The organism is Rhodococcus sp. NPDC079359 (genome assembly GCF_040702585.1).
Taxonomy (GTDB): Bacteria; Actinomycetota; Actinomycetes; order Mycobacteriales; family Mycobacteriaceae; genus Rhodococcoides.
Map to the genome: position 1 here is coordinate 578,441 of NZ_JBFBLH010000001.1, position 24,762 is coordinate 603,202.

Below are 24,762 nucleotides of genomic sequence, written 5' to 3' on the forward strand. Positions count from 1 at the left end.
GGCCCCCTCACGCACCCTTCGCTTCGTCGGCTTTCGAGTCGGCGGACTTGGCCGAGGCTTTCTTCGCAGCCGCCTTCTTGGCCGGAGCCTTCTTCGCTGCTGCCTTCTTGGCGGGTGCCTTCTTCGCCGGAGCCGATGCGGCCGACCCGGACTTCGCGTTCTTGCCGGCCGCCTCGACGCTCCGCTGCAAGGCCGCCACGAGATCGACGACCTCGGCGTCCTCGCCGTCGTCGTCTTTTTCCGTTTCGGTGTGGATGACCTTCTCACCGCCGTTGGCGAGCGTCTCGTCGATCAGCTTGCGCAGTTCGGTCTGATAGTCGTCCGTGTACTCGGTCGGATCGAATTCCGAGGACATGCTTTCCACCAGGGACGTCGCCATTTTCACTTCCTGCGGGCGCGCGGACGGCGCGTCCTCGAGCGAAGGAAATTCAGCTGCCCTGACTTCGTCCGGCCACAGCAGTGTCTGGATCACCAGGACGTCGTCGCGCACACGCAGTGCGGCCAGGCGGGTCTTCTGTCGCAGAGTGAAATGCACCAACGCGGTGCGCTCTGTTTCTTCGAGAGTCTCGCGCAGCAGCACATAGGCCTTCGGTGAGGCAGAGTCCGGCTCGAGGAAGTAGCTCTTGTCGTACAGGATCGGATCGATCTGCTCGGTCGGCACGAATTCCAGAACCGGAATCTCGTGTTTCTCCGCCGCAGGCAGCTTGTCGAAGTCGTCGTCCGTGAGAATGACGCGTTCACCGTCGGGGGAGTCGTAGGCCTTGTCGATATCGGCGAACTGCACCGACTTGCCGCATTCCTGACAGATCCGGTCGTACTTGATGCGACCGCCGTCCTTCGCATGCACCTGATGGAACCGAATGTCGTGCTGCTCGGTGGCCGAGTAGACCTTCACCGGAACATTGACCAGTCCGAAGGCGATCGAGCCCTTCCAAATGCTGCGCATCTGTCCATGATCGCCGACCGGGCGCCCGCGTGTCGACCGTTGGCGAGAAACTCAGCCGCGGCCCGGCGTGCGCACTATCGTGCGCGCGATCGCGAGCCTGGCCGACGCCGGAAGCGTCGGAAACATCTTCAGCATCGCGGTCATCGTCCCGAATGCGTCGTCGTGGCCGGACAGGTACGAGCGTTGCAGTTCGACCGGGAGCGAGAAGAAGCTGGAGAAGAACTGGGGGACCATCTCGGGTTCGAGAGCCAGTGCCGTGCGCAGTCCGAGGTTACGAAGCTTCTGGACCGTCCAGACGTGCACCGGGCGGATCGGGCGCGACCGACCGCCACCTCGGAATCGCTCGACGAGGTGATCCGCCGACGCCAGCGACGCCGCGACGCTGTACCCGGTGGCGGGATGCATCAGATTCGAGCGAGAGCCGAACAGCACCGGACCGCCTCGCCCGGTGTGCAGTCGGGACCGAGGCGGCGGTTCGACCGAGAAGCGGACTCGTTCGACATCCTCGTGGCCGGTCGGTTCCAGATTGCGATGGGTCAGACGGTGGTGCAGCCGCGATCGAAGAACTGCGAGTTCCAGCGGGGGTCGGCCCACCAAGCATGTCTCTTCGAGGAGGATTCGATCGTCGTCGAGTGCCACGGCGTACAGAAAACTCGGGGCTTCACCGTGCCGAGCCCCGTTGTCGGTGCGCCAGTCCATGAACCACGCGTCGGCCCCTTCGAGGATCGGTTCGGCGCGGTCGCGTTCGACGACGATCCCGTAGGCGGTCTGCTGGGCGAGGTCGCGCGAGTCGAGTGTGCCACGGGCGTCGACGACGTGACGGGCATCGACGATCGAGCCGTCGGCGGTCGTCACCCGGGAACCGGTGACGTCGACAGCTGTCGCGGCCAGCACCCGCACGCGGTCGACAGACAAGGCCGCTTGCAGCGCAGGTGTGTCCAGCACGCAGTACGTCCGGTCGATGATCCGCTGGTGATCGGTCCACACCGCGGGTTTGCGCGCAGTCGAGGCGACCGCGGTCTCGGGCAACCACGACGGCAACTCGTCGGCCCAGGCGGAGTACGTCGGTGTCCACGTGCGCGACGGGTGTGGATCGACTGCGATCACATCGAGTCCGGCCTCGGCACATCGATGGGCGACCGCCCGCCCGGCTGGACCGAGTCCGACGACCGCGACGTCGGCCGAGAAATCGTTCACATTCCGCCGGTGGCGAGCAAACCACCGTCCACGCGCACGGTCTCGCCGGTGATCCAGGAGGAGGCGTCCGAGACCAGGAAGGCCACCAACGCAGCCACGTCCTCCGGGTTTCCCAGACGCTTCATCGGGTAGCCGGCCGCTGCCGCGTCTTCTCCGTTGGCGACGAGGGCCTCGGCGAATTTGGTTTTCACCACGCCCGGTGCCACGGCATTGACGCGAATGTTCGGACCGAGCTGCCAGGCGAGCTCCTCGGTGAGGCGGATCAGAGCGGCCTTGGATGCGCCGTACGCGGCGATCACCCCGGTCGAGCGGATGCCGGCCACGCTCGCGATGTTGACGACCGCGCCGCCGTGCTCGCCCATCCAGGCATGGAACGCCTGCTGGACGAAGCCGAGAGTCCCCACCACGTTCGTGTCGAAGATCTTGCTCACACCCGCCAGGTCGGCATCCATCAGCGAGCCGTAGACGGGATTGATACCGGTGTTGTTGACCAGGATGTCCAGCGAACCGAAGGTCTCCACCGTGCTCGCCACCGCGGTGCGTCGGTGCTCCGGGTCGCCTGCGTTGCCGTCGATCGCGAGCACGGAATCGCCGAGCTCTGCTGCCGCCGCAACGAGTGGTTCGCGCTTGCGTGCGGTGATGGCGACGTTCGCGCCGCGAGCGAGCAGTTCCGCGGCGATGGCCTTGCCGATGCCTCGGCTGCCGCCGGTGACGAGTGCGGTGCGCCCGGCGAGGTCGGGGATCGGCGCGCTGGACGGGCTGACGGTTTCGGGGGCGTCGGTCATCGATCAGACGTTACCGGTGTCACCGTCGTTCCTGGGTGAGGGCACGTGAATGCTGAGCTAAAATGGGAGTTTGCTGTGCCGTTCGACGGCACACCTGAGTTCGCTCGTCGGTCGACGGGCAACGGTCTTGTTCGGCAATCGCTAGGAGCGCACGCGTGATCACCGCCACCGACCTGGAAGTTCGTGCCGGTGTGCGGACCCTTCTGTCCACCGAGGGGCCCGCGCTCCGCGTACAGGCAGGCGACCGCATCGGGTTGGTGGGCCGCAACGGGGCAGGCAAGACCACCACGCTGCGCATCCTGGCAGGTGAGGGAGAGCCGTATGCGGGCGAGGTCGTACGTACCGGAGAGCTCGGCTACCTTCCACAGGATCCCAAAGAAGGCGACCTCGACGTGCTGGCCAAGGATCGAGTGCTCTCGGCCCGGGGCCTGGACACCCTCCTGCACAGCATGGAGAAGCAGCAGGCACTGATGGCCGAGGTGGCCGACGAGGCGCTGCTCGACAAGGCCGTGCGCAAGTACGGCGAACTCGAAGAGCGGTTCGCATCCCTCGGCGGCTACGAGGCCGAGAGCGAGGCGGCCCGAATCTGCAACAGCCTCGGTCTGGCCGACCGCATCCTCGGTCAGCCGCTGCGGACCCTCTCCGGTGGTCAGCGCCGACGCGTCGAACTGGCTCGAATTCTGTTCGCCGCGTCCGACGGCAGTGGCGGACGCTCGAACACCACATTGCTGCTCGACGAGCCCACCAACCACCTCGACGCCGATTCCATCACCTGGTTGCGCGGATTCCTGCAGAGCCACGAGGGCGGACTCATCGTGATCAGTCACGATGTCGAACTGCTCGGAGACGTGGTGAATCGGGTGTGGTTCCTCGACGCAGTGCGCGGCGAAGCCGACATCTACAACATGAACTGGAAGAAGTACCTCGACGCCCGCGCCACGGACGAGCAACGGCGTCGTCGCGAGCGCGCCAACGCCGAGAAGAAGGCGGGCGCACTACGCGTCCAGGCCGCCAAGATGGGGGCCAAGGCGACGAAAGCCGTTGCGGCACAGAACATGGCGAAGCGCGCAGACAAGCTGATGGCCAACCTCGATGCGGAGCGCGTATCCGACAAGGTTGCGCACATTCGCTTTCCCGAGCCGGCTCCGTGCGGCAAGACACCGTTGATGGCCAAGAACCTCACCAAGATGTACGGGTCGCTGGAGATCTTTGCCGGCGTCGACCTGGCCATCGACCGAGGAAGTCGAGTTGTCGTGCTCGGCCTCAACGGTGCGGGCAAGACGACGCTGCTGCGGATCCTCGCGGGCACCGAGAAAGCCGACACCGGCGAGATCGAGCCGGGCCACGGCATGCGTGTGGGCTACTTCGCCCAGGAGCACGACACCCTCGACGATCACGCGTCGGTATGGGAGAACATCCGGCATGCGGCACCCGACACCGGCGAGCAGGAGCTCAGATCGCTTCTCGGTGCCTTCATGTTCACCGGGCCCCAGCTCGAGCAGCCGGCAGGAACACTCTCGGGCGGTGAGAAGACCCGCCTGGCACTCGCCGGCTTGGTGTCCTCGGCGGCGAACGTGTTGCTGCTCGACGAACCGACCAACAACCTCGACCCGATCTCACGCGAGCAGGTCCTCGACGCACTCCGCAGCTACAAGGGTGCCGTCGTACTGGTCACCCACGATCCCGGTGCCGCCGAAGCGCTCTCACCCGAGCGGGTGATTCTGCTTCCCGACGGTACCGAGGACCACTGGTCGCAGGAGTACCTGGAACTGATCCAGTTGGCCTGACCTGCTCGCCAGGGTCATTCCGATCGGTCTTGCCTGCGAACCGACTCCTCGACCAAGTCCAGGATCGCCGAGAGGTTGGACCTACCGTGGCCCGACGCGATGCGCGCCACCAGGCCGTCCAGCACGAGATCCAGGTAGTCGGCGAGGACGTCGTTGGGAATGTCGTCGCGCAGTCTTCCTGCGGTCTTCTGACGCTCGAGTCGCCCCAGCGTCGCGTCGGTCAGCTCTGCAGACCGTTCGGCCCAGCTGCTCCGGAAGTCCGCGTCCGTGCGTAGTCGTCGGGTGATCTCGAGCCGCGTTCCGAGCCACTCGAATTGTTCGGGTTGCGCCAACATGTCTCGCATCACCTGCACCAGGCCCTGGGTGGACGCGACCTCGGCCATGCGTCGGGCATCTTCCTGCGCCAGCGCGAGGAAGAGACCGTCCTTGTCCTTGAAGTGGTGGAATATGGCTCCGCGCGACAGGCCGGTGGCCTCTTCCAGGCGCCGTACCGTCGCGCCCTCGTAACCGAACTCGCCGAAGCACTTGCGCGCGCCGTCGAGAATTTCGCTTCGACGGGCGGCCAGGTGGTCTTCGCTGACCTTGGGCACGTGTGGGTTTCCTACTTTCGATGAGGGCCTCGACCGATACGGCGATGGGCCCGGAAACACGTTGTCGGTTCCGGGCCCATCGCCGTTCGAGGCATACGTCAGACGACGCGCACTCAGCCTCTGATCATGTTGCGCAGCACGTACTGCAGGATGCCGCCGTTGCGGTAGTAGTCCGCTTCACCCGGGGTGTCGATGCGAACCACGGCCTCGAATTCGACCTTCGTGCCGTCTTCCTTGGTGGCGATGACGGTCATCGTCTTCGGGGTGGTGCCTTCGTTCAGCTTCGCGACGCCGACGATGTCGAACGTCTCGGTGCCGTCCAGCTTGAGCGACGCTGCGCTCTCACCGGCCGGGAACTGCAGGGGAACGACGCCCATGCCGATGAGGTTGGAGCGGTGGATGCGCTCGAACGACTCGGTGATGACGGCCTTGACTCCGAGGAGCGAGGTGCCCTTGGCCGCCCAGTCGCGCGAGGAGCCGCTGCCGTACTCCTTGCCGCCCAGCACGACCAGCGGGATGCCGGCCTTCTGGTAGTTCTGCGACGCGTCGTAGATGAAGGACTGCGGTCCACCGTCCTGCGTGAAGTCACGGGTGTAACCGCCCGAGACGTCGTCGAGGAGCTGGTTCTTCAGGCGAATGTTCGCGAACGTTCCGCGAATCATGACCTCGTGGTTTCCACGACGCGAACCGAGCGAGTTGTAGTCCTTGCGCTCGACACCGTGTGAATCGAGGTACTGCGCGGCAGGCGTGCCTGCCTTGATGGGGCCTGCCGGGCTGATGTGGTCGGTGGTGACCGAATCGCCGAGCAGGGCCAAGACGCGTGCGCCCTTGATGTCCTCGACCGGAGCCGGATCCATCGTCATGCCGTCGAAGTACGGAGGCTTGCGCACGTACGTGGAGTTGGGATCCCACTCGAACGTGTCGCCCTCGGGGGTGGAGAGATTCTGCCAGCGGCTGTCGCCGGCGAAGATGGTGTCGTAGGACTTGGTGAACATGTCCCGGCTGATCGAGGACTGGATGGTCTCTTCGATCTCCTGCGTGGACGGCCAGATGTCCTTCAGGAACACCGGGTTGCCCTCGTGATCCTCACCGAGGGCGTCGGTCTCGAAGTCGAAGTCCATCGTGCCCGCGAGGCCGTAGGCGATGACCAGCGGCGGTGAGGCCAGGTAGTTCATCTTGACGTCGGGGGAGATGCGGCCCTCGAAGTTGCGGTTACCCGACAGCACAGCGGTGACCGAGAGGTCGTTGTCGTTGATCGCCTTCGAGATCGGCTCGAGCAAGGGACCGGTGTTGCCGATGCACGTGGTGCAGCCGTAACCGCCGAGGTAGTAGCCGAGCTTCTCGAGGTACGGCCAGAGGCCGGCCTTCTCGTAGTAGTCGGTGACGACCTGCGAGCCGGGTGCCATGTTGGTCTTGACCCAGGGCTTGGTGGACAGGCCCTTCTCGACGGCGTTGCGGGCGAGCAGTGCCGCGCCGAGCATGACCGACGGGTTCGAGGTATTGGTGCAGGAGGTGATGCCCGCGACCACGACGGCGCCGTGATCGAGCACGAATTCGCCTGCCTCGTCGGTGGTGACGCGAACCGGCTTGCTCGGACGACCCTCGGAGCCGTATGCGGCAGAACGAACGTCGACGGAATCCTCTTCGGCGAAGCTCAGCGAAGCGGAGTCGCTGGCCGGGAAGGATTCGTCGAGGGCCTCGTCGAGCTTGCTGTCACCCTCGTGCTTGGGGTGGTTCTCCTCGACGTAGTTGTGGATGTCCTTGCGGAACGCAACCTTGGACTCGGACAACAGGATTCGGTCCTGCGGGCGCTTCGGGCCTGCGATGGACGGCACGACCGTGTTGAGGTCGAGTTCGATGTACTCGGAGTACACGGCCTCGTTCTTCGGGTCGTGCCACATGCCCTGTTCCTTGGCGTACGCCTCGACGAGAGCGAGCTGCTCGTCGCTGCGGCCGGTCAGGCGCAGGTAGTTGATGGTTTCCTCGTCGATCGGGAAGATCGCTGCGGTGGAACCGAACTCGGGGCTCATGTTGCCCAGGGTGGCGCGGTTCGCCAGCGGAACCTCGGCCACGCCTTCGCCGTAGAACTCCACGAACTTGCCGACGACGCCGTGCTTGCGCAGCATCTCGGTTGCGGTCAGCACCACGTCGGTCGCGGTGACGCCGGGCTGGATCTCGCCGGAGAGCTTGAAGCCGACGACGCGGGGGATGAGCATCGAGACGGGCTGGCCGAGCATGGCCGCCTCTGCTTCGATGCCGCCGACGCCCCAGCCCAACACGCCGAGGCCGTTGACCATCGTGGTGTGCGAGTCGGTGCCGACGCAGGTGTCGGGGTAGGCCTGGCCCTTGCGGGTCATGATCGTCGGTGCGAGGTACTCGATGTTGACCTGGTGCACGATGCCCATGCCCGGGGGGACGACCTTGAAGTCGTCGAATGCGCCCTGTCCCCAACGCAGGAACTGGTAGCGCTCACCGTTGCGCTCGTACTCGAGGTCGACGTTGCGCTCGAGAGCATCGGCGCGGCCGAAGACGTCGAGGATGACCGAGTGGTCGATGACCATGTCGGCGGGGGAGAGGGGGTTGACCTTGTTGGGGTCGCCGCCCAGGGTGGTGACGGCTTCACGCATGGTGGCGAGGTCGACGATGCACGGAACACCGGTGAAGTCCTGCATGATGACGCGTGCAGGGGTGAACTGGATTTCGAAGCTCGGCTCTGCGGACGGATCCCACGAGGCAATCGAACGAATGTGGTCGGCGGTGATGTTCGCACCGTCCTCGGTGCGAAGGAGGTTCTCCGCGAGGACCTTCAGTGCGTAGGGCAACTTCTCGGCACCGGGCAAAGCCGACAGTCGGAAGATCTCGTACGAGTTCTCGCCGACTTCGAGGGTGCCCTTTGCACCGAATGAATCTTTACTTGCGGTCACTTCAGCTCCACTCGTCTATGAGGCACACCGCCGACGGGGCTGTGTCGACGGTTGAAGCGAGGCTCCGACTGCGGGCCTCGGCCTCGAATCTCGGTAACGAGAGTTCGAGGCGGACGCACAGTCGGTGTCTCGATGGAAGTCTAACAGTACGCTTGTCCTGTGAAAACCTGCGGTCCGGTCCTCGGTGGGTGTCGCGAGACCGATCCACAGGACGATCCTCACGTAGTGCTCCCGGCTGCGCAATGAAGGGCGACCTCAGTAGTTGCGTCGGACCTGCGGGCCTACCAGGTACGGGCGCGGCGGTGACGTAGGGTTCGATCCGACTGGTTCCTACCGACTGGACGAGAGATGCCTGAGCCGATTCACGCCGTTTCCCCACTTGCCACCGACATACCGGCAGGTCTGGACGTCGACAGCATCGTCGCCACGGTCCGCGAGTCCGGTGTCAGTGCCCCCGCCGACGAAGAAGCAGGGTTGTCTGCGGCCGTTGCGCGCGCCGAGGACCACGGCATCGACCTGAGCATCGTGATCGTGCCGACCGAACCTCGCCACGACTCGCAACTTCGCGACCTCGCCACCGCTATCGGAGCGCGTGAGGGTGGCACGGTTCTCGTGCTCAGTCCCGGTCAGGTGGGCACGTTCAGCGACTCGATCAGTCGGGTGACCCTCGAAGCAGGCCAGGACCGTACCTACACCGGCAACCACGTCGTCGCCGCGGACAACTTCGTCGACACCCTCGTCGAGGACCAGACGCCGTGGGGCCTGCTCACCGGCGGCCTGGTCATCGTCGTCGCCGCGGTTGCGACCCTGACCGCTGCCGTTAAGGTCCGCAGATACCGTTCTCGTTCGGAGTCGAAGGATCACGCTCACAGCGAGTCCGTCAGCGACTGAGCACTCTCCTGCGCGTGTCGTTCGAGTGACCGACACCCGCACTGTCGGACCCGGTCGCGATCGTGACCGTGAGGTCGTCCGAAAAAGTCGGAAAAATTGTTTCCGGTAAACCCCGAGTTCACGGCGTTGTGCCTGGTGGAATTACCAATGTGTCATTTGTGACTGGAGTTTCCTTAGGGTGCGAAGTGTCGTACGGTGCCATTGGCACTGCTGGGGAAGGAGTGTCGCAGAAGGCGGTTGTCATCCGTGGGGAACTCGGGAGGCCACTGCTTCGGGTGTGACTGACGTGGTTCGCACCTGTCGTATCGCTGCGTGTTTCTTTCCTGCCCGGCGAGAACGCTCACCGTCACCTGCGATCGGGGTGGAGGACGGAGAGCACCTCGACGGCACGACGGTTCGACGCGAACCCGAGTGAGTGCCGGACCCGAGGGAGACATTTGTGAGCCGACGTCAAGTCCGCGGAACTCACCGCCGTGCACTCGTCCGTACCCGATTCGTGCTGGTGGGCGTAGGCCTCGTTCTCGCGTTGACGGCGACCCTTCCCGGGGTTGCCGCCGCGGTACCTCCGCCACCGCCCAACCCCTCGGACACCGATCTCGCCGCCGCAGGCAGCGCCGTCGATTCGAGCCTCGGCCAGGTGGGTCAGCTGATCGACGCGATCGCGTCGGCCAACCAGCAACTCGCCCAACTCGACGACGAGGTGGCGTCGAAGCGGGAAGGCGTCAACAAGGCCCTCGTCGATCTGCAGAATGCGCGTGACGCGGCCGATGTCGCTGCGGCCGTCGTCGGTGCCGCGCAGCAGGCTCTTGCCGATGCGGGCACCCAGATCCAGGCAGCCCAGAAGAAGTTCGACGAGTTCGCCAAATCCAGCTACACCCAGGGCTCCGGGGTTGCCTCGATGGCATCGTTCCTCGGATCCAGCGGACCCGACGATGTCCTGGACCGCGCCCAGGTCCTCAAGGTGCTCTCCAACAGCCAGAACGCGGTACTCGACGGCTTGCAACGGGCCCGTACCGAGCAGGCGAACCGCGATTCGGCGGCGCGTGAATCCAAGCAGCAGGCCGACGCGGCCGCCTCGGAAGCCGAGGCCAAGAAAGCAGAGGCCGAACAGGCCATCGCCGAGGCGCAGGCAGCGCTGCAGGCAGAGGCCGACCGGAAGGCCACGATCGAATCACAGCGCGACTCGGCGCAGTCCGAACTCGACGCCGCCCGCAGCAACGTCGCCGGTCTGCAGGATCAGCGTGCGGCGTACGGCACCTGGGAGGCGCAGAAGGCGGCCGAGGACGCGGCCATCGCCGCCGCCACGGCCGCAGCGAAGGAAGCCGCCGTGCAGGCAGCGGCGCGAGTATCGGCCAACCTGGCGGCGCAGCAACGCGCGGCGGCCATCGCCGAGGGCCAGCGTTCACACGTGGACGTGGACGAGGATTCGAGCGCATCGACCGACTCGGACAGTTCCACCGCGACCACCCCGACCACGCCGAGCACTCCCACCACGCCGAAGACGCCCGCCAAACCGAAGACGTCCACGACCCCGTCGGTGACCGGAAGCGCAGCCGTCGAGTTGGCGATCGACCGCGGCATGAGTCAACTCGGCGTGCCGTACTCGTGGGGTGGCGGCGACGAGAACGGACCGACCAAGGGCATCAGGGACGGCGGAGTCGCGGACAGCTACGGCGACTACAACAAGGTCGGCTTCGATTGCTCGGGGCTGATGATCTACGCCTTCGCGGGCCTGGGGATCTCGCTGCCGCACTACACCGGTTACCAGTACACAGCGGGTAAGCAGGTGCCGTCCTCGGAGATGAAGCGGGGCGACATGATCTTCTACGGACCCAACGCCAGCCAACACGTCGCGCTCTACCTCGGCGACGGCAAGATGCTCGAAGCTCCGCAGTCGGGTTCGGTGGTCAAGGTGTCCGACGTGCGATACAGCGGAATGACGCCGTACGCCGTGCGCATGGTGTCCTGAGCGCGGATCCGGCGCGCGCGTCGGGGGTGCCTTTCGGCGCGCGTGCCGAACACCTGGAATAGTTGATTGCGGCGGTATGAAACGTGCCCGACGACGATCGACTGAAAGCGGTGAATTCTTGGTGACATCACGTGACGGCCGGATTTCGAACGACGAGGGGTCGACGCGAGTCGAGTCCGAGACGTCGAATCCACCGGGTGTGGAGCCGAAGCGGGTGGACAGTCCGGCCTTGGCCGAGGACGTCCAGCTTCTCGAGAAAGCCGTGTACGAGGTCAAGCGCGTGATCGTCGGTCAGGATCGGCTGGTCGAGCGCATTCTGGTGGGGTTGCTCGCCCGCGGACACGTGTTGCTCGAGGGTGTTCCCGGCGTCGCGAAGACCCTTGCCGTCGAGACGTTCGCACGTGTGGTCGGTGGCTCGTTCTCGCGAGTTCAGTTCACGCCCGACCTGGTTCCCACCGACCTCGTCGGCACTCGCATCTACCGTCAGGGCCGTGAGGAGTTCGACACCGAACTCGGACCCGTCGTGGCCAACTTCGTGCTGGCCGACGAGATCAACCGTGCACCGGCCAAGGTTCAGTCCGCTCTGCTCGAGGTCATGGCAGAACGACACGTGACCATCGGCGGCAAGACGTTTCCGATGCCGGATCCGTTCCTGGTGATGGCAACGCAGAACCCCATCGAGAACGAGGGTGTCTACCCCCTTCCCGAAGCGCAGCGAGACCGATTCCTGTTCAAGATCGTGGTCGACTACCCGACGGTCGAGGAAGAGCGCGAGATCGTCTACCGCATGGGAATCAAAGCCCCCGAGCCCAAGCAGATCCTGGACCCGGTCGAGTTGGTTCGCCTGCAGAATCTGGCCAGCTCGGTGTTCGTGCACCATGCGCTCGTCGACTACGTGGTCCGGGTCATCTCTGCTACTCGAACTCCCGAGCAGTTCGGCATGGACGACGTGGCCAGCTGGATCGCCTACGGTGCATCGCCGCGTGCGACGCTCGGCATCATCGCCGCCTCCCGCGCACTGGCTCTGCTCCGTGGTCGCGACTACGTCGTTCCCCAGGACGTTCTCGAGGTCATCCCCGATGTGCTCCGGCACCGTCTCGTGCTGTCCTACGACGCTCTGGCCGACGAGGTGACCCCGGAGACGGTCATCTCCCGGGTGCTGCAGACCGTCGGGTTACCGCAGGTGTCACCGCAGGCGGTACCGGTGCCGCAGAGCAACGGAGCCGCTCCGGACGGCCCGCACTTCGACGGACGTCAGCCACAGGGCCCCTACCCGAGCCAGGGTCAGCATCCCGGCCAGTTTCCCGCTCCGGGGCAGTTTCCCGCGCAGGGCCAGATGCCTCCGTCGCAGCAGCCCGGACCCCAGCAGCAGCCGGGACCTCAGCAGCAGCCGGGACCTCAGCAGCCACAGGGCGGTCAGTACGGTCAGCCGGCACCGTCGTTGCAGAAGCCGTCGGGTGACGGATCGGCGATCGGTACGCCGGGGCAGTGAGCGGATCCGACACCGCTCCCGTGACCGCATCCCGTGCCGTCGTCTCTCGGCCGCCGTCCTTCCGATCGGGTGAACTGCGCGATCCGAAACTGGCTGCCGCGCTGCGGACCTTGGAGCTGACCGTCCGCCGCCGATTGGACGGGGTGCTGCACGGCGATCATCTCGGGCTGATTCCCGGTCCCGGTTCGGAACCGGGCGACGCCAGGGAATACCAGCCGGGCGACGACGTCCGCCAAATGGACTGGTCGGTCACCGCGCGTACGACGCATCCGCACGTGCGGCAGTCCGTGGCCGACCGCGAGCTGGAGACCTGGCTCGTCGTCGACTTGTCGGCCAGCCTCGACTTCGGCACCACCGGGTGCGAGAAGCGCGATCTCGCGGTCGCGGCCTCGGCCGCCATCACTCATCTTTCCGGCGGCGGCGGTAATCGAATCGGCGCGGTGGTGGCCACCGGTTCCGAGACCAACCGCATTCCGGCACGCGGCGGCCGCGTGCACACTCAGTCGATGCTCCGTGCCATTGCCACGACGCCGGCTGCGGCCGACGGTGTGCGCGGTGACCTGCGCGCTGCCATCGAGGCGCTGCGACGGCCCGAACGCCGCCGCGGTATGGCTGTGGTTATCAGTGACTTCCTCGGGCCGATCGATTGGGAGCGCTCGCTTCGGGCCATCTCCGCTCGACACGACGTGCTGGCCGTCGAGGTACTCGACCCACGTGATCTGGAACTGCCCGACGTCGGTGACGTGGTTCTCCACGATCCGGAATCCGGCCGCACTCGCGAATTCAGTACCACGCCTCGGCTGCGTGCAGATTTCGCGCGCGCAGCTGCAGCACACCGCGACGATGTCGAGAAGGCGCTACGTCGGTGCGGTGCACCCCGATTGACGCTCCGCACCGACGGTGACTGGATCGCAGACGTCGTTCGGTTCGTGACCGCACGCAGGCACACCATCGGGTCCGGGTTCACCAACACTGCGCGGGCACCGCGATGAGCCTGACCGATTTCGCCTCGCCGTGGTGGCTGGGCTTTCTCCTCGTCGTCATCGCACTGACGGTCGGCTACGTCGTGATCCAGCGGCGCAAGCAGAAGCACGTGCTGCGGTTCTCCAACATGGAACTGCTCGAGTCCGTTGCGCCGGATCGGCCCAATCGACTGCGACACCTGCCGACGGCACTGGTTCTGGTCGGCCTGATGTTCCTGACCGTCGCGTTGGCCGGTCCCACGGCGGACCAGCGGGTGCCACGGAACCGAGCGACCGTCATGCTCGTCATCGACGTGTCGCTGTCGATGGAGGCCACCGACGTGGAGCCGACTCGGTTGGCAGCCGCGCAGGAAGCAGCCAAATCCTTCGCCGACGGTCTGACGCCCGGCATCAATCTCGGGTTGGTCGCGTTCGCCGGAACGGCGTCCGTCCTGGTCTCGCCCACGGCCAACCGCGAGGCCACCAAATCCGCCATCGACAGGTTGCAACTCAGCGAACGAACGGCCACCGGCGAGTCGATCTTCACCTCGCTCCAGTCGATCGACACTCTCGGCGCGATACTCGGCGGCGGCGACGCGGCGCCGCCTGCGCGCATCGTGCTGCTCTCGGACGGTAAGCAGACCGTTCCGCAGAACCTCGACGACCCCCGCGGCGGGTACACCGCGGCGCGTGCCGCCAAGGACAAGAACGTGCCCATCTCGACCATCTCGTTCGGCACGAGCTACGGCTCCGTCGAGATCGAGGACGAGAACGGCGTCGAACGTGTACCCGTACCGGTCGACGATCCGTCATTGCGGGAGATCGCGAATCTGTCCGGCGGCAGCTTCTTCTCCGCGTCGTCGCTCGAGGATCTCAGAGACGTCTACGACACCCTCGAGGAACAGATCGGGTTCGAGATCACCCGCGGAGACGCGTCGCGTCCGTGGCTGATACTCGGCGTCCTGTGCATATCGGCTGGCCTCGGTTCGGCATTGGTGATGCGGCAACGTCTCCCGTGATCGTTGTTCTTACTCACCAGTAAGTTTCGCTTTGTCATTCCAGGACGAACAGATAGGTTGCTAGGCATGTCCACACCTGACTTCATCGCGCGATCGGTACTCGTCACCGGAGGTAACCGGGGAATCGGTCTTGCCATCGCCCAGCGGCTCCAAGCCGACGGCCACAAGGTGGCCGTCACCCACCGTGGCTCCGGCGCTCCCGACGGGCTGTTCGGAGTCGTCTGCGACGTCACCGACTCCGCCTCGGTGGACGCGGCCTTCAAGGAGGTCGAAGAGAAGCAGGGACCGGTCGAGGTGCTCGTGGCCAACGCCGGCATCACCGACGACACGCTGCTGATGCGTATGACCGAGGACCAGTTCCAGCGTGTGATCGACGCGAACCTGACCGGAGCCTTCCGCGTCGCCAAGCGCGCCAACCGAGCCATGTTGCGCGCGCGCTGGGGTCGGATGATCTTCCTGAGTTCTGTCGTGGCCATGGCCGGCGGACCGGGGCAGATCAACTACGCAGCGTCCAAGGCGGGCGTCATCGGAATGGCTCGATCGATCACGAGGGAACTGGGTTCGCGTTCCATCACGGCGAACGTCGTGTCCCCGGGTTTCATCGAAACCGACATGACGGCAGAACTCTCGGACGACTTGCGCGGCAAGGCAAAGGAATACATCCCCCTCCAGCGTCTCGGTCAGCCCGAGGACGTCGCGGCAGTGGTGAGCTTCCTTGCCGGACCTGACTCGTCGTACGTGTCCGGTGCGGTCATTCCCGTCGACGGTGGTATGGGCATGGGGCACTGAAGTCCTACTCGCACAACGATTTCGACAGACGTACACCTCCGAATTAAGGAATACAGCACTATGGGCGGATTGCTCGAAGGCAAGACCATTCTCATCACCGGCATCATCACCGACGCCTCGATCGCTTTTCACGCTGCAGCCATGGCGCAGGAGCAGGGTGCCAAGGTGATCATCACCGGGTTCGATCGACTCCGACTCATCGACCGCATCGCGCAGCGTCTGCCCAAGGAGGTGCCCCCGGCGATCGAGCTCGACGCCACCAACGAAGAGCACCTCGCGGCGCTGGCCGACCGCGTACGCGAAGTGGCACCGGAAGGTATCGACGGGGTTCTGCACTCGATCGCATTCGCGCCCCGCACCCTCATGGGCCCCGATGCGAAGCCGTTCCTCGACGGCCCCGGACCCGATGCCGCGAGGGCATTCGAGATCTCTGCGTGGAGTTACGCGTCGCTTGCGCGCGCCGTGCTCCCGGTCATGAACGAGGGTGGCTCCATCGTCGGAATGGACTTCGATCCGCGCACCTCGATGCCGTACTACAACTGGATGGGTGTGGCGAAGGCCGCCCTCGAGTCGGTGAACCGTTACGTGGCACGGGAAGTGGGCGCAGCCAAGCGCATCCGCTCCAATCTTGTTGCAGCAGGGCCTATCAGGACTCTCGCCGCCAAGGCGATTGCGGGTACCGCGACCGGTGATGCCGCCAAGATGGACCAGCTCAACGTCTACTGGGACGGCGCCGCTCCCATCGGTTGGGACGTCAACGATCCGACCGTCGTCGCGAAGTCGATCGTCGCGTTGCTGTCCGATTGGCTGCCCGGCACCACCGGATCCATCGTGTACGTCGACGGTGGAGCCAGCCACAACACGTACCTCCCCGAGAACATGTGACACCGCGGTGGGCGGAACCGCACGTGGTTTCGCCCACCGAGAGGTTTCGATCGCCGATCGGACCCCCACCGGGGCCGGTCGGCGACGGGGGCACAATGGACACATGACCACCCCTGGAGACTTCGACGCATTGTTGGTGCTCTCGTTCGGCGGGCCGGAACAGCCCGCCGACGTACGCCCTTTCCTGGAGAACGTCACTCGCGGACGTGGAGTGCCGCCCGAGCGGCTCGACGCGGTCGTCGAGCATTACATGCACTTCGGGGGCGTCTCGCCGATCAACCGGCTCAACCGAGACATCATCGACGCCCTCCGTGTCGAATTCGATTCCGCCGGAGTGGATCTGCCGATCTACTTCGGAAACCGCAACTGGCATCCGATGATCGAGGACACCGTCGCGACCATGAAGTCGGACGGAATCAGGAACGCACTCGTGTTTCCCACCTCCGCGTGGGGCGGATACTCCGGATGCAGGCAGTACCACGAGGACATCGCCCGGGCCCGCGCCGCCGTCGGTGACGATGCGCCGCATCTGCTCAAGATCCGGCAGTACTACGATCACCCGCTGATGGTCGACGCGTTCAGCGACGCCGTCGCATCGGCGCGAGCCACACTGCCCGAGGAGCACCGCGCCGGCGCGCGTCTGGTGTTCACCGCACACTCCATTCCCTCGGCCGCCGACGCCAACGCCGGCCCGCCCGAGGACGGCGGTCACCTCTACAGCCGTCAGGTGGCAGAGGCCTCGAGGCTGGTCGCAGCCGCGTCGGGCGTCGACGACTACGACCTGGTCTGGCAGTCCCGCTCCGGGCCCCCGCAGGTGCCGTGGCTCGACCCCGACATCTGTGATCATCTCGAAGCGCTGTCGGAGAAGTCCGTCGACGCCGTGATCGTGTGTCCGATCGGATTCGTGTCCGACCATCTCGAGGTCGTGTGGGATCTGGACACCGAAGCGGAGGAGAAGGCCCGCGAACTCGGCATGGCCTTCGCGCGCGCAGGCACTCCCGGATCCGACGCGCGTTTCCCACGGATGATCCGCGAGCTGGTGGACGAATACCGAGTAGGCGGCCGATGCCGCGGTCTCGGCAGTGTGCCCGGCTACGGCTCGACACTGGACGGCAGTCGCTGCGCCGTCGGTTGCTGTGAGCAGCCCACCAGGCCCTCCCGGCCCGCCGCTGCCACGTCGTGAACGTTGCCGCCTGACACCGCGTCCGGACGTCGGTGTCAGGCGGAATGCATCGCCGCTTCGATGCTCGTCGCGACCGCGATGGTGCGTGCGGTGCGCACCGCAGCCCAGAGCGGTCGAACGAGTTCTTCCCGTGCTGCAGCTGCCGACGCGGTCGGTGCCTCCGACGGAGCCGATCCCGCCGCGACCGTCAGAATGGCGGCCACCCGATCCGCCGATTCGAGGACGCGGAACGCCCTGTCGGACATGTCTGCGGGGTAGCGATGCCGCGCCGCGTCGGCGATCAACTCGGCGATACGAGTGCGCGGATCGGCGTCGAGGGTTCGGGTGGGTAGCGACTGCATCCGTGCGAGAGCGTCGGCCGCACCGCGGACGGCCTCACGCATCTCGTACTCGGCCTCACCCAACCCCCGATCCCGATGACCGTGCTCGGGGACGACGATCGAGTAGACGGTCCAGCGCAACACATCCGGCCCCTCGACGACGGGTACCAACCCGATCCCGGTGTTGCCCGAGGTACCGATCACCACCGCTTGACCGGTGTTCAGGGCAGCTCGGGAGCAGTCCGTGTTGGCGGGGAGGCCGCTCACCGCGCCCGGGGCGGGCAGAACGAGCTTGATCCGATCGTCCCCGGCCGTGGGCGTCGACGCAGTTGCGGCCGCTCTGATCGCATGCAGCAAGCCCGCTATTCCCTCGGCGTAGCCGGGGTACTGCAGCCCGAAATCGTTGGCAGCGTCCGGATCACCCGCACCGACGAGATGCATCGGTGCCCACTCGGACATCGCGTCGATGACGTCGTCGGGCGAGCTGGAACCGGCCAGCCAGGAACCGGCCCACAGGGCGAGACTTGCGCTAGAGGAACACACGACTCACGAGCATAGGTCGGCGTGGCGAACCGTGCTGGAGACGCCGGTGTCGCTAGCGTTGGTCGCCGTGAACGACATGTACGGCGGAGACATTCTCAGAGGGCACAGTCGCATGCGCAAGGTTCCGGCACCGGAGGTGTCGGCCGACCGTGGATTGGTCGTCGAAGATGCCGGTACCGGGTACTGCGGTGCCGTGGTCGGCTTCGAGCGCACCTACGACGGAGATTTCGTCCGTCTCGAGGACGGTGCCCGAACGACGCGGCTGTTCGCCCTGCGCGAGGCGGCATTCCTGATCGACGGACGCCGGGTGACTCTGGTGCGTCCGAAGCCTGCCGCTGCAACGCCGCAGCAGACGCGCTCCGCGTCCGGGTCGACAAAAGTCGAGGGGCTGCGGGCACGGACGGCCCGTGCCAGCCGCATCTGGGTCGAGGGCGTGCACGACGCGGCCCTGGTGGAAAGTGTGTGGGGACACGATCTTCGGGTGGAGGGCGTGGTCGTCGAACATCTGGAGGGTCTGGACAATCTGGGGGAGCGGTTGGCCGATTTCGGTCCTGGCCCCGGCCGTCGCGTCGGAGTGCTGGTGGATCATCTGGTGACCGGGTCCAAGGAGTCGAAGCTGACGAGGTCGCTGGGTGAGCACGTGTTGGTCACCGGTCATCCGTTCATCGACGTCTGGGAAGCGGTGAAGCCTGCGGCCGTGGGAATCGCTGCGTGGCCGAAGATTCCGCGCGGCGAGGATTGGAAGACCGGGATCTGCCGAGAGCTGGGGTGGGGTACTCCCAGGGAGGGGTGGCGTCGGGTGTATTCGTCGGTGTCGAGCTTTCGGGATCTCGAGGCACCGTTGATCGGTGCCGTCGAACAATTGGTCGACTTCGTGACCGAGTAGGGCTGTGTCCAGCAACGCACCGGCAATTGTCCGATTCATGATTGTATGGAGGCTGTGGCAGCGATCATTTGGCTCATAGCGGCAGTGGTGCTCGCCGGTGCCGAGGCACTGACGGGCGACTTCTTTCTTCTGATGATTGCCGGCGGTGCGCTCGGCACTGCCGGTGTCTCTGCTCTGACGGATTTCCCGGTGTGGGCCGATGCGATCGTCTTCGGTGTCCTGTCACTGGCGTTGGTGCTCGGGTTGAGGCCGATTCTGTTGCGGCGCTTCGCGAATCCGCCCGATACCCCGATGGGCATGGCGGCGCTCACCGGTAAGAGTGCGGTCGTTCTCGAACAGGTCACTGCCCACGAAGGCCAGATCAAGCTCGGTGGTGAGGTGTGGACGGCTCGTCCTCTCGACGAGACCGAGGTCTATGCCCCTGGCACCACCGTGACCGTGATGGAAATTGACGGCGCTACCGCCGTCGTATGGAAGGGACCGTAGCCAGTGGAAGCACTCATCGCACTGGCTGTCATCGTCGCGTTCGTTGCGGTGTTGATGGCCAAGTCCATCTCGATCGTCCCGCAAGCCGAGGCCGCCGTCATCGAACGGCTGGGCCGCTACACACGCACCGTGTCCGGACAGCTCACGTTCCTCGTGCCGTTCGTCGACCGCATCCGCGCCAAGGTCGACCTGCGCGAGCGGGTCGTGTCGTTTCCCCCGCAGCCGGTGATCACCAAGGACAACCTGACCGTGTCGATCGACACCGTCGTGTACTTCCAGGTGACGAACCCGCAATCGGCCGTGTACGAGATCAACAACTACATCGTCGGCGTCGAGCAGTTGACGACCACCACACTGCGTAACGTCGTCGGCGGAATGACGCTGGAGGAGACGCTCACCTCGCGTGATTCGATCAACGGTCAACTCCGCGTCGTGCTGGACGAGGCGACCGGCCGCTGGGGTCTGCGAGTGGCCCGAGTGGAGCTCAAGAGCATCGATCCGCCGCCCTCGATCCAGGAATCGATGGAGAAGCAGATGAAGGCCGATCGCGAGAAGCGAGCGACCATCCTCACTGCCGAGGGCCATCGCGAATCGGCGATCAAGACCGCCGAGGGCGACAAGCAGAGTCGGATTCTCGCGGCAGAGGGTGGCAAGCAAGCGTCCATCCTCACCGCCGAGGGTGAGCGGCAGTCCCGCATCCTGCGGGCGCAGGGTGATCGAGCTGCGAAGTATCTCGAGGCCCAGGGCCAGGCCAAGGCCATCGAGAAGGTGTTCGGTGCCATCAAGGCCGGCAAGCCGACCCCCGAGTTGCTCGCGTACCAGTACATGCAGACCCTGCCGCAGATGGCGCAGGGCGATGCGAACAAGGTGTGGATGATTCCGAGCGATTTCGGCGATGCGCTCAAGGGCTTCGCCAAGACCCTCGGTGCGCCCGGCGAGGACGGTGTCTTCCGCTACGAGCCCAACGAGTCGGCGGGCAACGAGCCCAAGCCGGAGGACGACTCCGACGAGGTCGCCGAATGGTTCGAGACCAAGACCGATCCGGCGGTCGCCGAGGCGGTCAAGGCGGCAGAAGCAGTGGCGCGCAAGCCGGTCGACACGTCGCTGGCTGCGTCTCCCGAACTCTCCAAAGGGCTGGACCTCGGTGCCCTGGCGGCGTCACCCGAGGCGGAGCCGGAACAGCGCTGAGGTCCGCCTTGATCAGCTGATCAGGGCAGTTCCGACGCCGGCAGCGGCCAGGGCCCACAGCACGCTGGCGAAGGTGCCGATGATGAACTGTTCGGAGGCATGGGATTCGCGCAGTTCGGGATAGCGCGCGAGTCCCTTGACTGCCAGCACGATGGCGATCCCTTCCGGCCAACCGGCGAGAATCGACACGGCAACGGCCACGCGTTCGAGGATGCCGATGGTCAGTCCACCACGAAGCGGCTCGACCGGATCTTCTCCGGTCGAGTCGCTTCGTCGTCGTGCGACGCGAAAAACGGTGGGCACCATCGCTGTTCCACCCAAGGCCGCAGCGACGACGCTCAGGACCACTCCGATGGCGTGGCCGAGACCGTAGGCCGGTCCGGCGACAGTGGCCAGGACTGCCGCTGCCGCGAGCAGACTCGACGCGGCGGCGGTGGGCAACCATCGGCGAATTCCGGTGCCGGCGGGGACCGTAGCGGCGATTGCGGTCAGTGCAAGCAGCACGAGGGTGGCGACGGTCATGACCGATGGCTTTCCGTCGTGTTCGCGGTGTCGAGCAAGCGAGTCGCCAGGGTGCGGCCCGCGTTCTCGACGTGCCAGCCGGCTACCGAGAGTCGTTGCGACATGGCTTGTTTGCTGATCTTCAGTCGTTCGGCCGCGTCGGTCTGCGACAACCCGCGAGCCATGAGTTCGACTGCTTCTCGGCCCTGGTCCGAGCGCCTGCCGACGAGCAGCGCAACCAGGGTCGATGCGGTCTCCGCATCCTCGGCGGCAGCGGCGTCGGGGCCGCTGACGGCGAGTGCAGCCGGTGCGTTCTTGGCTCTGGTCACGGCGTCTCGGGCTGCCTCGAACGCCGGTCCGCGTCCGGCGCGCGTGGTCTCGGGCAGCGGAAGTTCGACGGAGCCGATGCCGATGCCGACGCTCCAGTGCGGGGTGGACACCAGTTCGAGGGCGATCGAGACGACGATGGCGGCCTCCTCGCAGACGGCTTGCACTTCGTCTCCTGCGGTTCGCTCGAAGGGACGGATCAACTCGTGGTCGCGGTAGCGATCGAGCAGTTCGGGTACGCGATCGATATCGCGCCTACTGCGGCGCTGGTCCACGGTCAGTACGAACATCGGACAAGGCTAGATCGTTGATGTGAACCAGTCAAGCTTCAAGGCTTGATTAGTCAGAATCAAGGTTCCCGGCCTGTCGACTGCCCGCGGGTGTGGGCTCGGGTCGCGAACCGCGCGACAGACGCCAATCCACGACCAGCCCACTGAGGCCGATCGCGATACAGACCGCGGACAGCACCAGCAGCGCCGGATGTGTCTCGCCCCCGATCGCTCCGCCGATCACGACGATTCCGAGAGTGCCCGGCAGCATCCCGACGGCCGTCGCCAGCGCGAACGGGACGGGCCGAACCGCCGACACGCCACACGCGTAGTTCACCACCGAGAACGGCACCGGCGCTATCAGGCGTAGAGAGCCGACGGCCAGCCATCCGCGCCGCCGCAGACTCTCGTCCACCGAATCCAGGACCGAGTGCGACATCCGCGCTGCCACGGCTTCTCGACCTATCGCGCGGACCAACAGCAGAGCCAGAATCGCACTGACCGTCGACGCGCCGATGGTGACCGCCAATCCGGTCAGGGGCCCGAACAGCACTCCTGCGCTGAGCGTGAACAGTGTTCTCGGGACGGGTGCGACGGTCACGATCGCGTGCACGCCGAAGAACACGAGCGGGAATGCCGGGCCGACGGAGGTGCCCCAATCGCGAATCTGTTCGACACTCGGATGGGGAGCGAACACCGCCACGAGAGCGAAGACGGCAACAACCGCCAGCAGCGCGATCAGTCGAACGTCACGCAGGTGCCGGGTCACGAGAGACCAGCGTACCGGCGCGAGACGACACCTCGGTGTTTCGGCGAGTGCGAGAGCTGAGCCGTCCTACCGAACGTGAGGTGATCCTCACGATAACCTGCAAGGCGGTGGGGTTAGCATCACTTCAAGTCGGGCGCAGGACTACCCGCCGAACCGAGGGAGCAGCACACGTGTCCATCGCGTCGCACGAAGATGCCGCACGCAGCGCTCATGCGGCCTGGCAGAAGGCAGTGGCCGGTGTCCTGGCCAAATCTCGTCGGGTCGAGGTGGCCGATCTGCCCGCCGACGCCGAACATCTACTCGATTCGACGACGTACGACGGGGTCACCGTGTCCCCGCTGTACACCGCGTTCGACGAGCGCCCGGAAGGTCCACTGCCGGGGCAATTTCCCTACTTGCGGGGCCGCGACCCCCACCGCGACGTCAACGCCGGCTGGAAGGTGTGCACCCGCCACGGCTCGGTCCGCGGCGACGGTGCCGACGACGCGTCGACCCTCAACACGCAGATACTCGATTCCCTCTCCAACGGCACCAGCGCTCTGTGGTTGACGGTCGGCACCGGTGGTGTGGATCCGACTGCGCTCCCGGAGGTTCTCGGTGGAGTGTTTCTCGAGCTCGCACCGCTGACGCTCGATGCGCGCGGGGATGTTCGGGCAGCAGCTGCAGCAGTGTTCGGGGTGCTCGACTCGGCCGATATCGACGATCGCGCCGCAGTCGACATCCGACTCGGCGCGGCCACTCTCACAGCGCCGTTGGGTGGAACCGAGTCGATCGAGATGGACGAGGCACTCGAACTGGTTCGTGAATCGATCGGTCGCACCGAGACAGTTCGTGCGATCACCGTCGACGGCACCGTGTTCCACAATCTCGGAGGCGGCGACGCGCAGGAGCTCGGTGCTGCGATCGCCGCAGGCCTCGAGTACCTCCGGTCCATGACCGATGCCGGTACGGGCATCTCGGATGCCCTGAGACAGATCGAGTTCCGATTCTCCGCCACCGACGACCAGTTCCAGACCATCGCCAAGTTCCGGGCCGCTCGCACGTTGTGGGCACGCATCGCGCAGGTCTGCGGAGCCCCCGACGCCGGTGACGCTCCTCAACACGCGGTGACCTCGGAGGCGATGATGTCGCAGCGGGATCCGTGGGTGAACATGCTGCGGACCACGCTGGCGTCGTTCGGCGCGGGAGTCGGCGGTGCCGATGCGGTGACCGTGCTCCCGTTCGATGCGGCACTCGACGGCGGCGCAGCCGGGGTGTCGAAGACGTTCGCGGCACGCATCGCCCGGAACACCCAGCTGCTGCTGCTCGAAGAGGCGCATCTCGGACGGGTCCTGGATCCGGGTGCCGGGTCCTGGTACATCGAAGAACTGACCGCTGCGGTCGCCGCGAAGGCCTGGGAGTTCTTCCAGACCATCGAAGCGTCGGGCGGATTCCGTGCCGCTGTCGCCGACGGTTCGCTCGTGGCCGCGATCGAGAAGACCCGCGCCGAACGCGATTCCGACATCGCTCACCGAGTGACCCCGCTGACCGGCGTCAACGAATTTCCCAACCTGGCCGAGGCACCACTGACCCCGGAGCAGACCGAGCCGCAGGATTCGGCAACCGTGTACAGGTACGCCAGGGCTTTCGAAGCTTTGCGGGATCGCTCGGATGCTCATCTGGCTCAGCATGATTCAAGGCCGACCGTGCTTCTGGTACCGCTGGGCAGCGTTGCCGAACACAACGTCCGGACGACATTCGCGTCGAATCTGTTGGCGTCGGGCGGGATCGAGGCCGTCAACCCGGGTCCGCTGACCGTCGAGGCTGTTGCCGGAGCAGTGGAGGCGTCCGGAACTCCTATAGCGGTGGTGTGTGGAACCGACAAGAGGTACGCCGACGAGGCCGCCACTGCCGTGGAGGCACTGCGGGCAGCAGGCGTCACGCAGGTGCTGCTCGCCGGCCCCGAGAAGATCTTCACCGGCGTCGAGGGTGACTCGCGTCCCGATGGATTCCTGACCGCGAAGGTCGACGCCGTCGCCGTGCTGACCGAACTTCTCGACACCCTGGGAGCCTGA

At 65.8% G+C, this 24,762-nt stretch carries 22 protein-coding genes; 13 read left to right on the forward strand and 9 right to left on the reverse strand.

The features are described from left to right. Positions 1-7 precede the first annotated feature (7 nt). From AB0362_RS02775 to AB0362_RS02785, 3 genes are read right to left on the reverse strand one after another with little or no spacing between them, the layout of a single operon-like run. Positions 8-946, reverse strand: a complete 939-nt coding sequence (locus AB0362_RS02775) for a Ku protein (RefSeq protein ID WP_366234770.1) — start codon at positions 944-946, stop codon at positions 8-10. 51 nt (positions 947-997) lie between these two features. After that, positions 998-2,143 carry a lycopene cyclase family protein gene (locus AB0362_RS02780; RefSeq protein WP_317784692.1) on the reverse strand — a complete coding sequence of 382 codons (1,146 nt, stop codon included), beginning with the start codon at positions 2,141-2,143 and terminating at the stop codon, positions 998-1,000. Then, entirely contained in the window at positions 2,140-2,928 is a 789-nt protein-coding gene (locus AB0362_RS02785) for an SDR family oxidoreductase (protein WP_269594141.1), read from the reverse strand. Before AB0362_RS02785 ends, AB0362_RS02780 begins: the two co-directional genes overlap by 4 nt. A 155-nt stretch (positions 2,929-3,083) precedes the next feature. Here AB0362_RS02785 and AB0362_RS02790 point away from each other — a divergent pair, with 155 nt between their 5' ends. Next, positions 3,084-4,715: an ABC-F family ATP-binding cassette domain-containing protein gene (locus tag AB0362_RS02790; RefSeq protein ID WP_317784693.1), complete on the forward strand. Its 1,632-nt coding sequence runs from the start codon at positions 3,084-3,086 to the stop codon at positions 4,713-4,715. Between the two features lie 14 nt (positions 4,716-4,729). On the opposite strand, the gene AB0362_RS02795 is transcribed toward AB0362_RS02790, so the two are convergent. After that, entirely contained in the window at positions 4,730-5,305 is a 576-nt protein-coding gene (locus AB0362_RS02795; RefSeq protein WP_068282405.1) for a TetR/AcrR family transcriptional regulator, read from the reverse strand. A 113-nt stretch (positions 5,306-5,418) separates the two neighbouring features. After that, positions 5,419-8,229, reverse strand: coding sequence for an aconitate hydratase (locus AB0362_RS02800; protein ID WP_283346929.1), 2,811 nt, complete (start codon positions 8,227-8,229; stop codon positions 5,419-5,421). Between the two features lie 348 nt (positions 8,230-8,577). Between AB0362_RS02800 and AB0362_RS02805 the strand changes: the two genes are divergently transcribed. The 8 genes from AB0362_RS02805 (at position 8,578) to AB0362_RS02840 (ending at position 17,419) form a co-directional block, all read left to right on the forward strand. Beyond that, positions 8,578-9,120 (forward strand): DUF6676 family protein, encoded by a 543-nt coding sequence (locus AB0362_RS02805; protein WP_366234771.1) that lies wholly within the window; start codon positions 8,578-8,580, stop codon positions 9,118-9,120. Between the two features lie 439 nt (positions 9,121-9,559). Then, positions 9,560-11,089 carry an NlpC/P60 family protein gene (locus AB0362_RS02810; protein ID WP_149405816.1) on the forward strand — a complete coding sequence of 510 codons (1,530 nt, stop codon included), beginning with the start codon at positions 9,560-9,562 and terminating at the stop codon, positions 11,087-11,089. 121 nt (positions 11,090-11,210) lie between these two features. Next, positions 11,211-12,581 carry a MoxR family ATPase gene (locus AB0362_RS02815; RefSeq protein ID WP_366234772.1) on the forward strand — a complete coding sequence of 457 codons (1,371 nt, stop codon included), beginning with the start codon at positions 11,211-11,213 and terminating at the stop codon, positions 12,579-12,581. Next, complete coding sequence (locus tag AB0362_RS02820) at positions 12,578-13,573, forward strand: DUF58 domain-containing protein (RefSeq protein WP_231893710.1); 996 nt, start codon at positions 12,578-12,580, stop codon at positions 13,571-13,573. The genes AB0362_RS02815 and AB0362_RS02820 overlap by 4 nt, the downstream gene beginning before the upstream one ends. Further along, positions 13,570-14,562: a VWA domain-containing protein gene (locus AB0362_RS02825; RefSeq protein ID WP_068050495.1), complete on the forward strand. Its 993-nt coding sequence runs from the start codon at positions 13,570-13,572 to the stop codon at positions 14,560-14,562. The genes AB0362_RS02820 and AB0362_RS02825 overlap by 4 nt, the downstream gene beginning before the upstream one ends. Before the next feature lie 66 nt (positions 14,563-14,628). Next, positions 14,629-15,351 carry a 3-oxoacyl-ACP reductase FabG1 gene (gene fabG1 / locus AB0362_RS02830; protein WP_068050494.1) on the forward strand — a complete coding sequence of 241 codons (723 nt, stop codon included), beginning with the start codon at positions 14,629-14,631 and terminating at the stop codon, positions 15,349-15,351. A gap of 60 nt (positions 15,352-15,411) precedes the next feature. After that, positions 15,412-16,236 (forward strand): NADH-dependent enoyl-ACP reductase InhA, encoded by an 825-nt coding sequence (gene inhA / locus AB0362_RS02835; protein ID WP_032377850.1) that lies wholly within the window; start codon positions 15,412-15,414, stop codon positions 16,234-16,236. A 103-nt stretch (positions 16,237-16,339) separates the two neighbouring features. After that, positions 16,340-17,419 (forward strand): ferrochelatase, encoded by a 1,080-nt coding sequence (locus AB0362_RS02840; protein ID WP_317784696.1) that lies wholly within the window; start codon positions 16,340-16,342, stop codon positions 17,417-17,419. Between the two features lie 35 nt (positions 17,420-17,454). Here AB0362_RS02840 and AB0362_RS02845 read toward each other — a convergent pair whose 3' ends face one another. Next, on the reverse strand, positions 17,455-18,282 hold the full coding sequence (locus AB0362_RS02845; protein WP_366234773.1) for a hypothetical protein: 828 nt from the start codon (positions 18,280-18,282) through the stop codon (positions 17,455-17,457). A 76-nt stretch (positions 18,283-18,358) separates the two neighbouring features. Between AB0362_RS02845 and AB0362_RS02850 the strand changes: the two genes are divergently transcribed. The 3 genes from AB0362_RS02850 to AB0362_RS02860 are packed head-to-tail and all read left to right on the forward strand — an operon-like array spanning position 18,359 to position 20,842. Continuing rightward, positions 18,359-19,168: a DUF3097 domain-containing protein gene (locus AB0362_RS02850; RefSeq protein WP_149406020.1), complete on the forward strand. Its 810-nt coding sequence runs from the start codon at positions 18,359-18,361 to the stop codon at positions 19,166-19,168. Between the two features lie 54 nt (positions 19,169-19,222). Then, positions 19,223-19,654: an NfeD family protein gene (locus AB0362_RS02855; RefSeq protein ID WP_032378478.1), complete on the forward strand. Its 432-nt coding sequence runs from the start codon at positions 19,223-19,225 to the stop codon at positions 19,652-19,654. Positions 19,655-19,657: 3 nt separating this feature from the next. Next, a complete protein-coding gene (locus AB0362_RS02860; RefSeq protein WP_068050491.1) occupies positions 19,658-20,842 on the forward strand; it encodes an SPFH domain-containing protein in 1,185 nt (394 codons plus the stop codon). A 12-nt stretch (positions 20,843-20,854) separates the two neighbouring features. Here the strand turns inward: AB0362_RS02860 and AB0362_RS02865 are convergent, their stop codons facing one another. Genes AB0362_RS02865 through AB0362_RS02875 form a run of 3 tightly spaced genes read right to left on the reverse strand, consistent with a single transcriptional unit; the run spans position 20,855 to position 22,708 of the window. Then, entirely contained in the window at positions 20,855-21,364 is a 510-nt protein-coding gene (locus tag AB0362_RS02865; protein WP_366234774.1) for a hypothetical protein, read from the reverse strand. Next, positions 21,361-21,960, reverse strand: coding sequence for a hypothetical protein (locus AB0362_RS02870; protein ID WP_094641852.1), 600 nt, complete (start codon positions 21,958-21,960; stop codon positions 21,361-21,363). Before AB0362_RS02870 ends, AB0362_RS02865 begins: the two co-directional genes overlap by 4 nt. A gap of 49 nt (positions 21,961-22,009) precedes the next feature. Beyond that, positions 22,010-22,708, reverse strand: coding sequence for a TVP38/TMEM64 family protein (locus AB0362_RS02875; RefSeq protein WP_366234775.1), 699 nt, complete (start codon positions 22,706-22,708; stop codon positions 22,010-22,012). 170 nt (positions 22,709-22,878) lie between these two features. Here AB0362_RS02875 and mutA point away from each other — a divergent pair, with 170 nt between their 5' ends. After that, the gene (mutA, locus tag AB0362_RS02880) at positions 22,879-24,762 is read left to right on the forward strand and encodes a methylmalonyl-CoA mutase small subunit (protein WP_366234776.1); all 1,884 of its coding nucleotides are present in this window, start codon (positions 22,879-22,881) and stop codon (positions 24,760-24,762) included.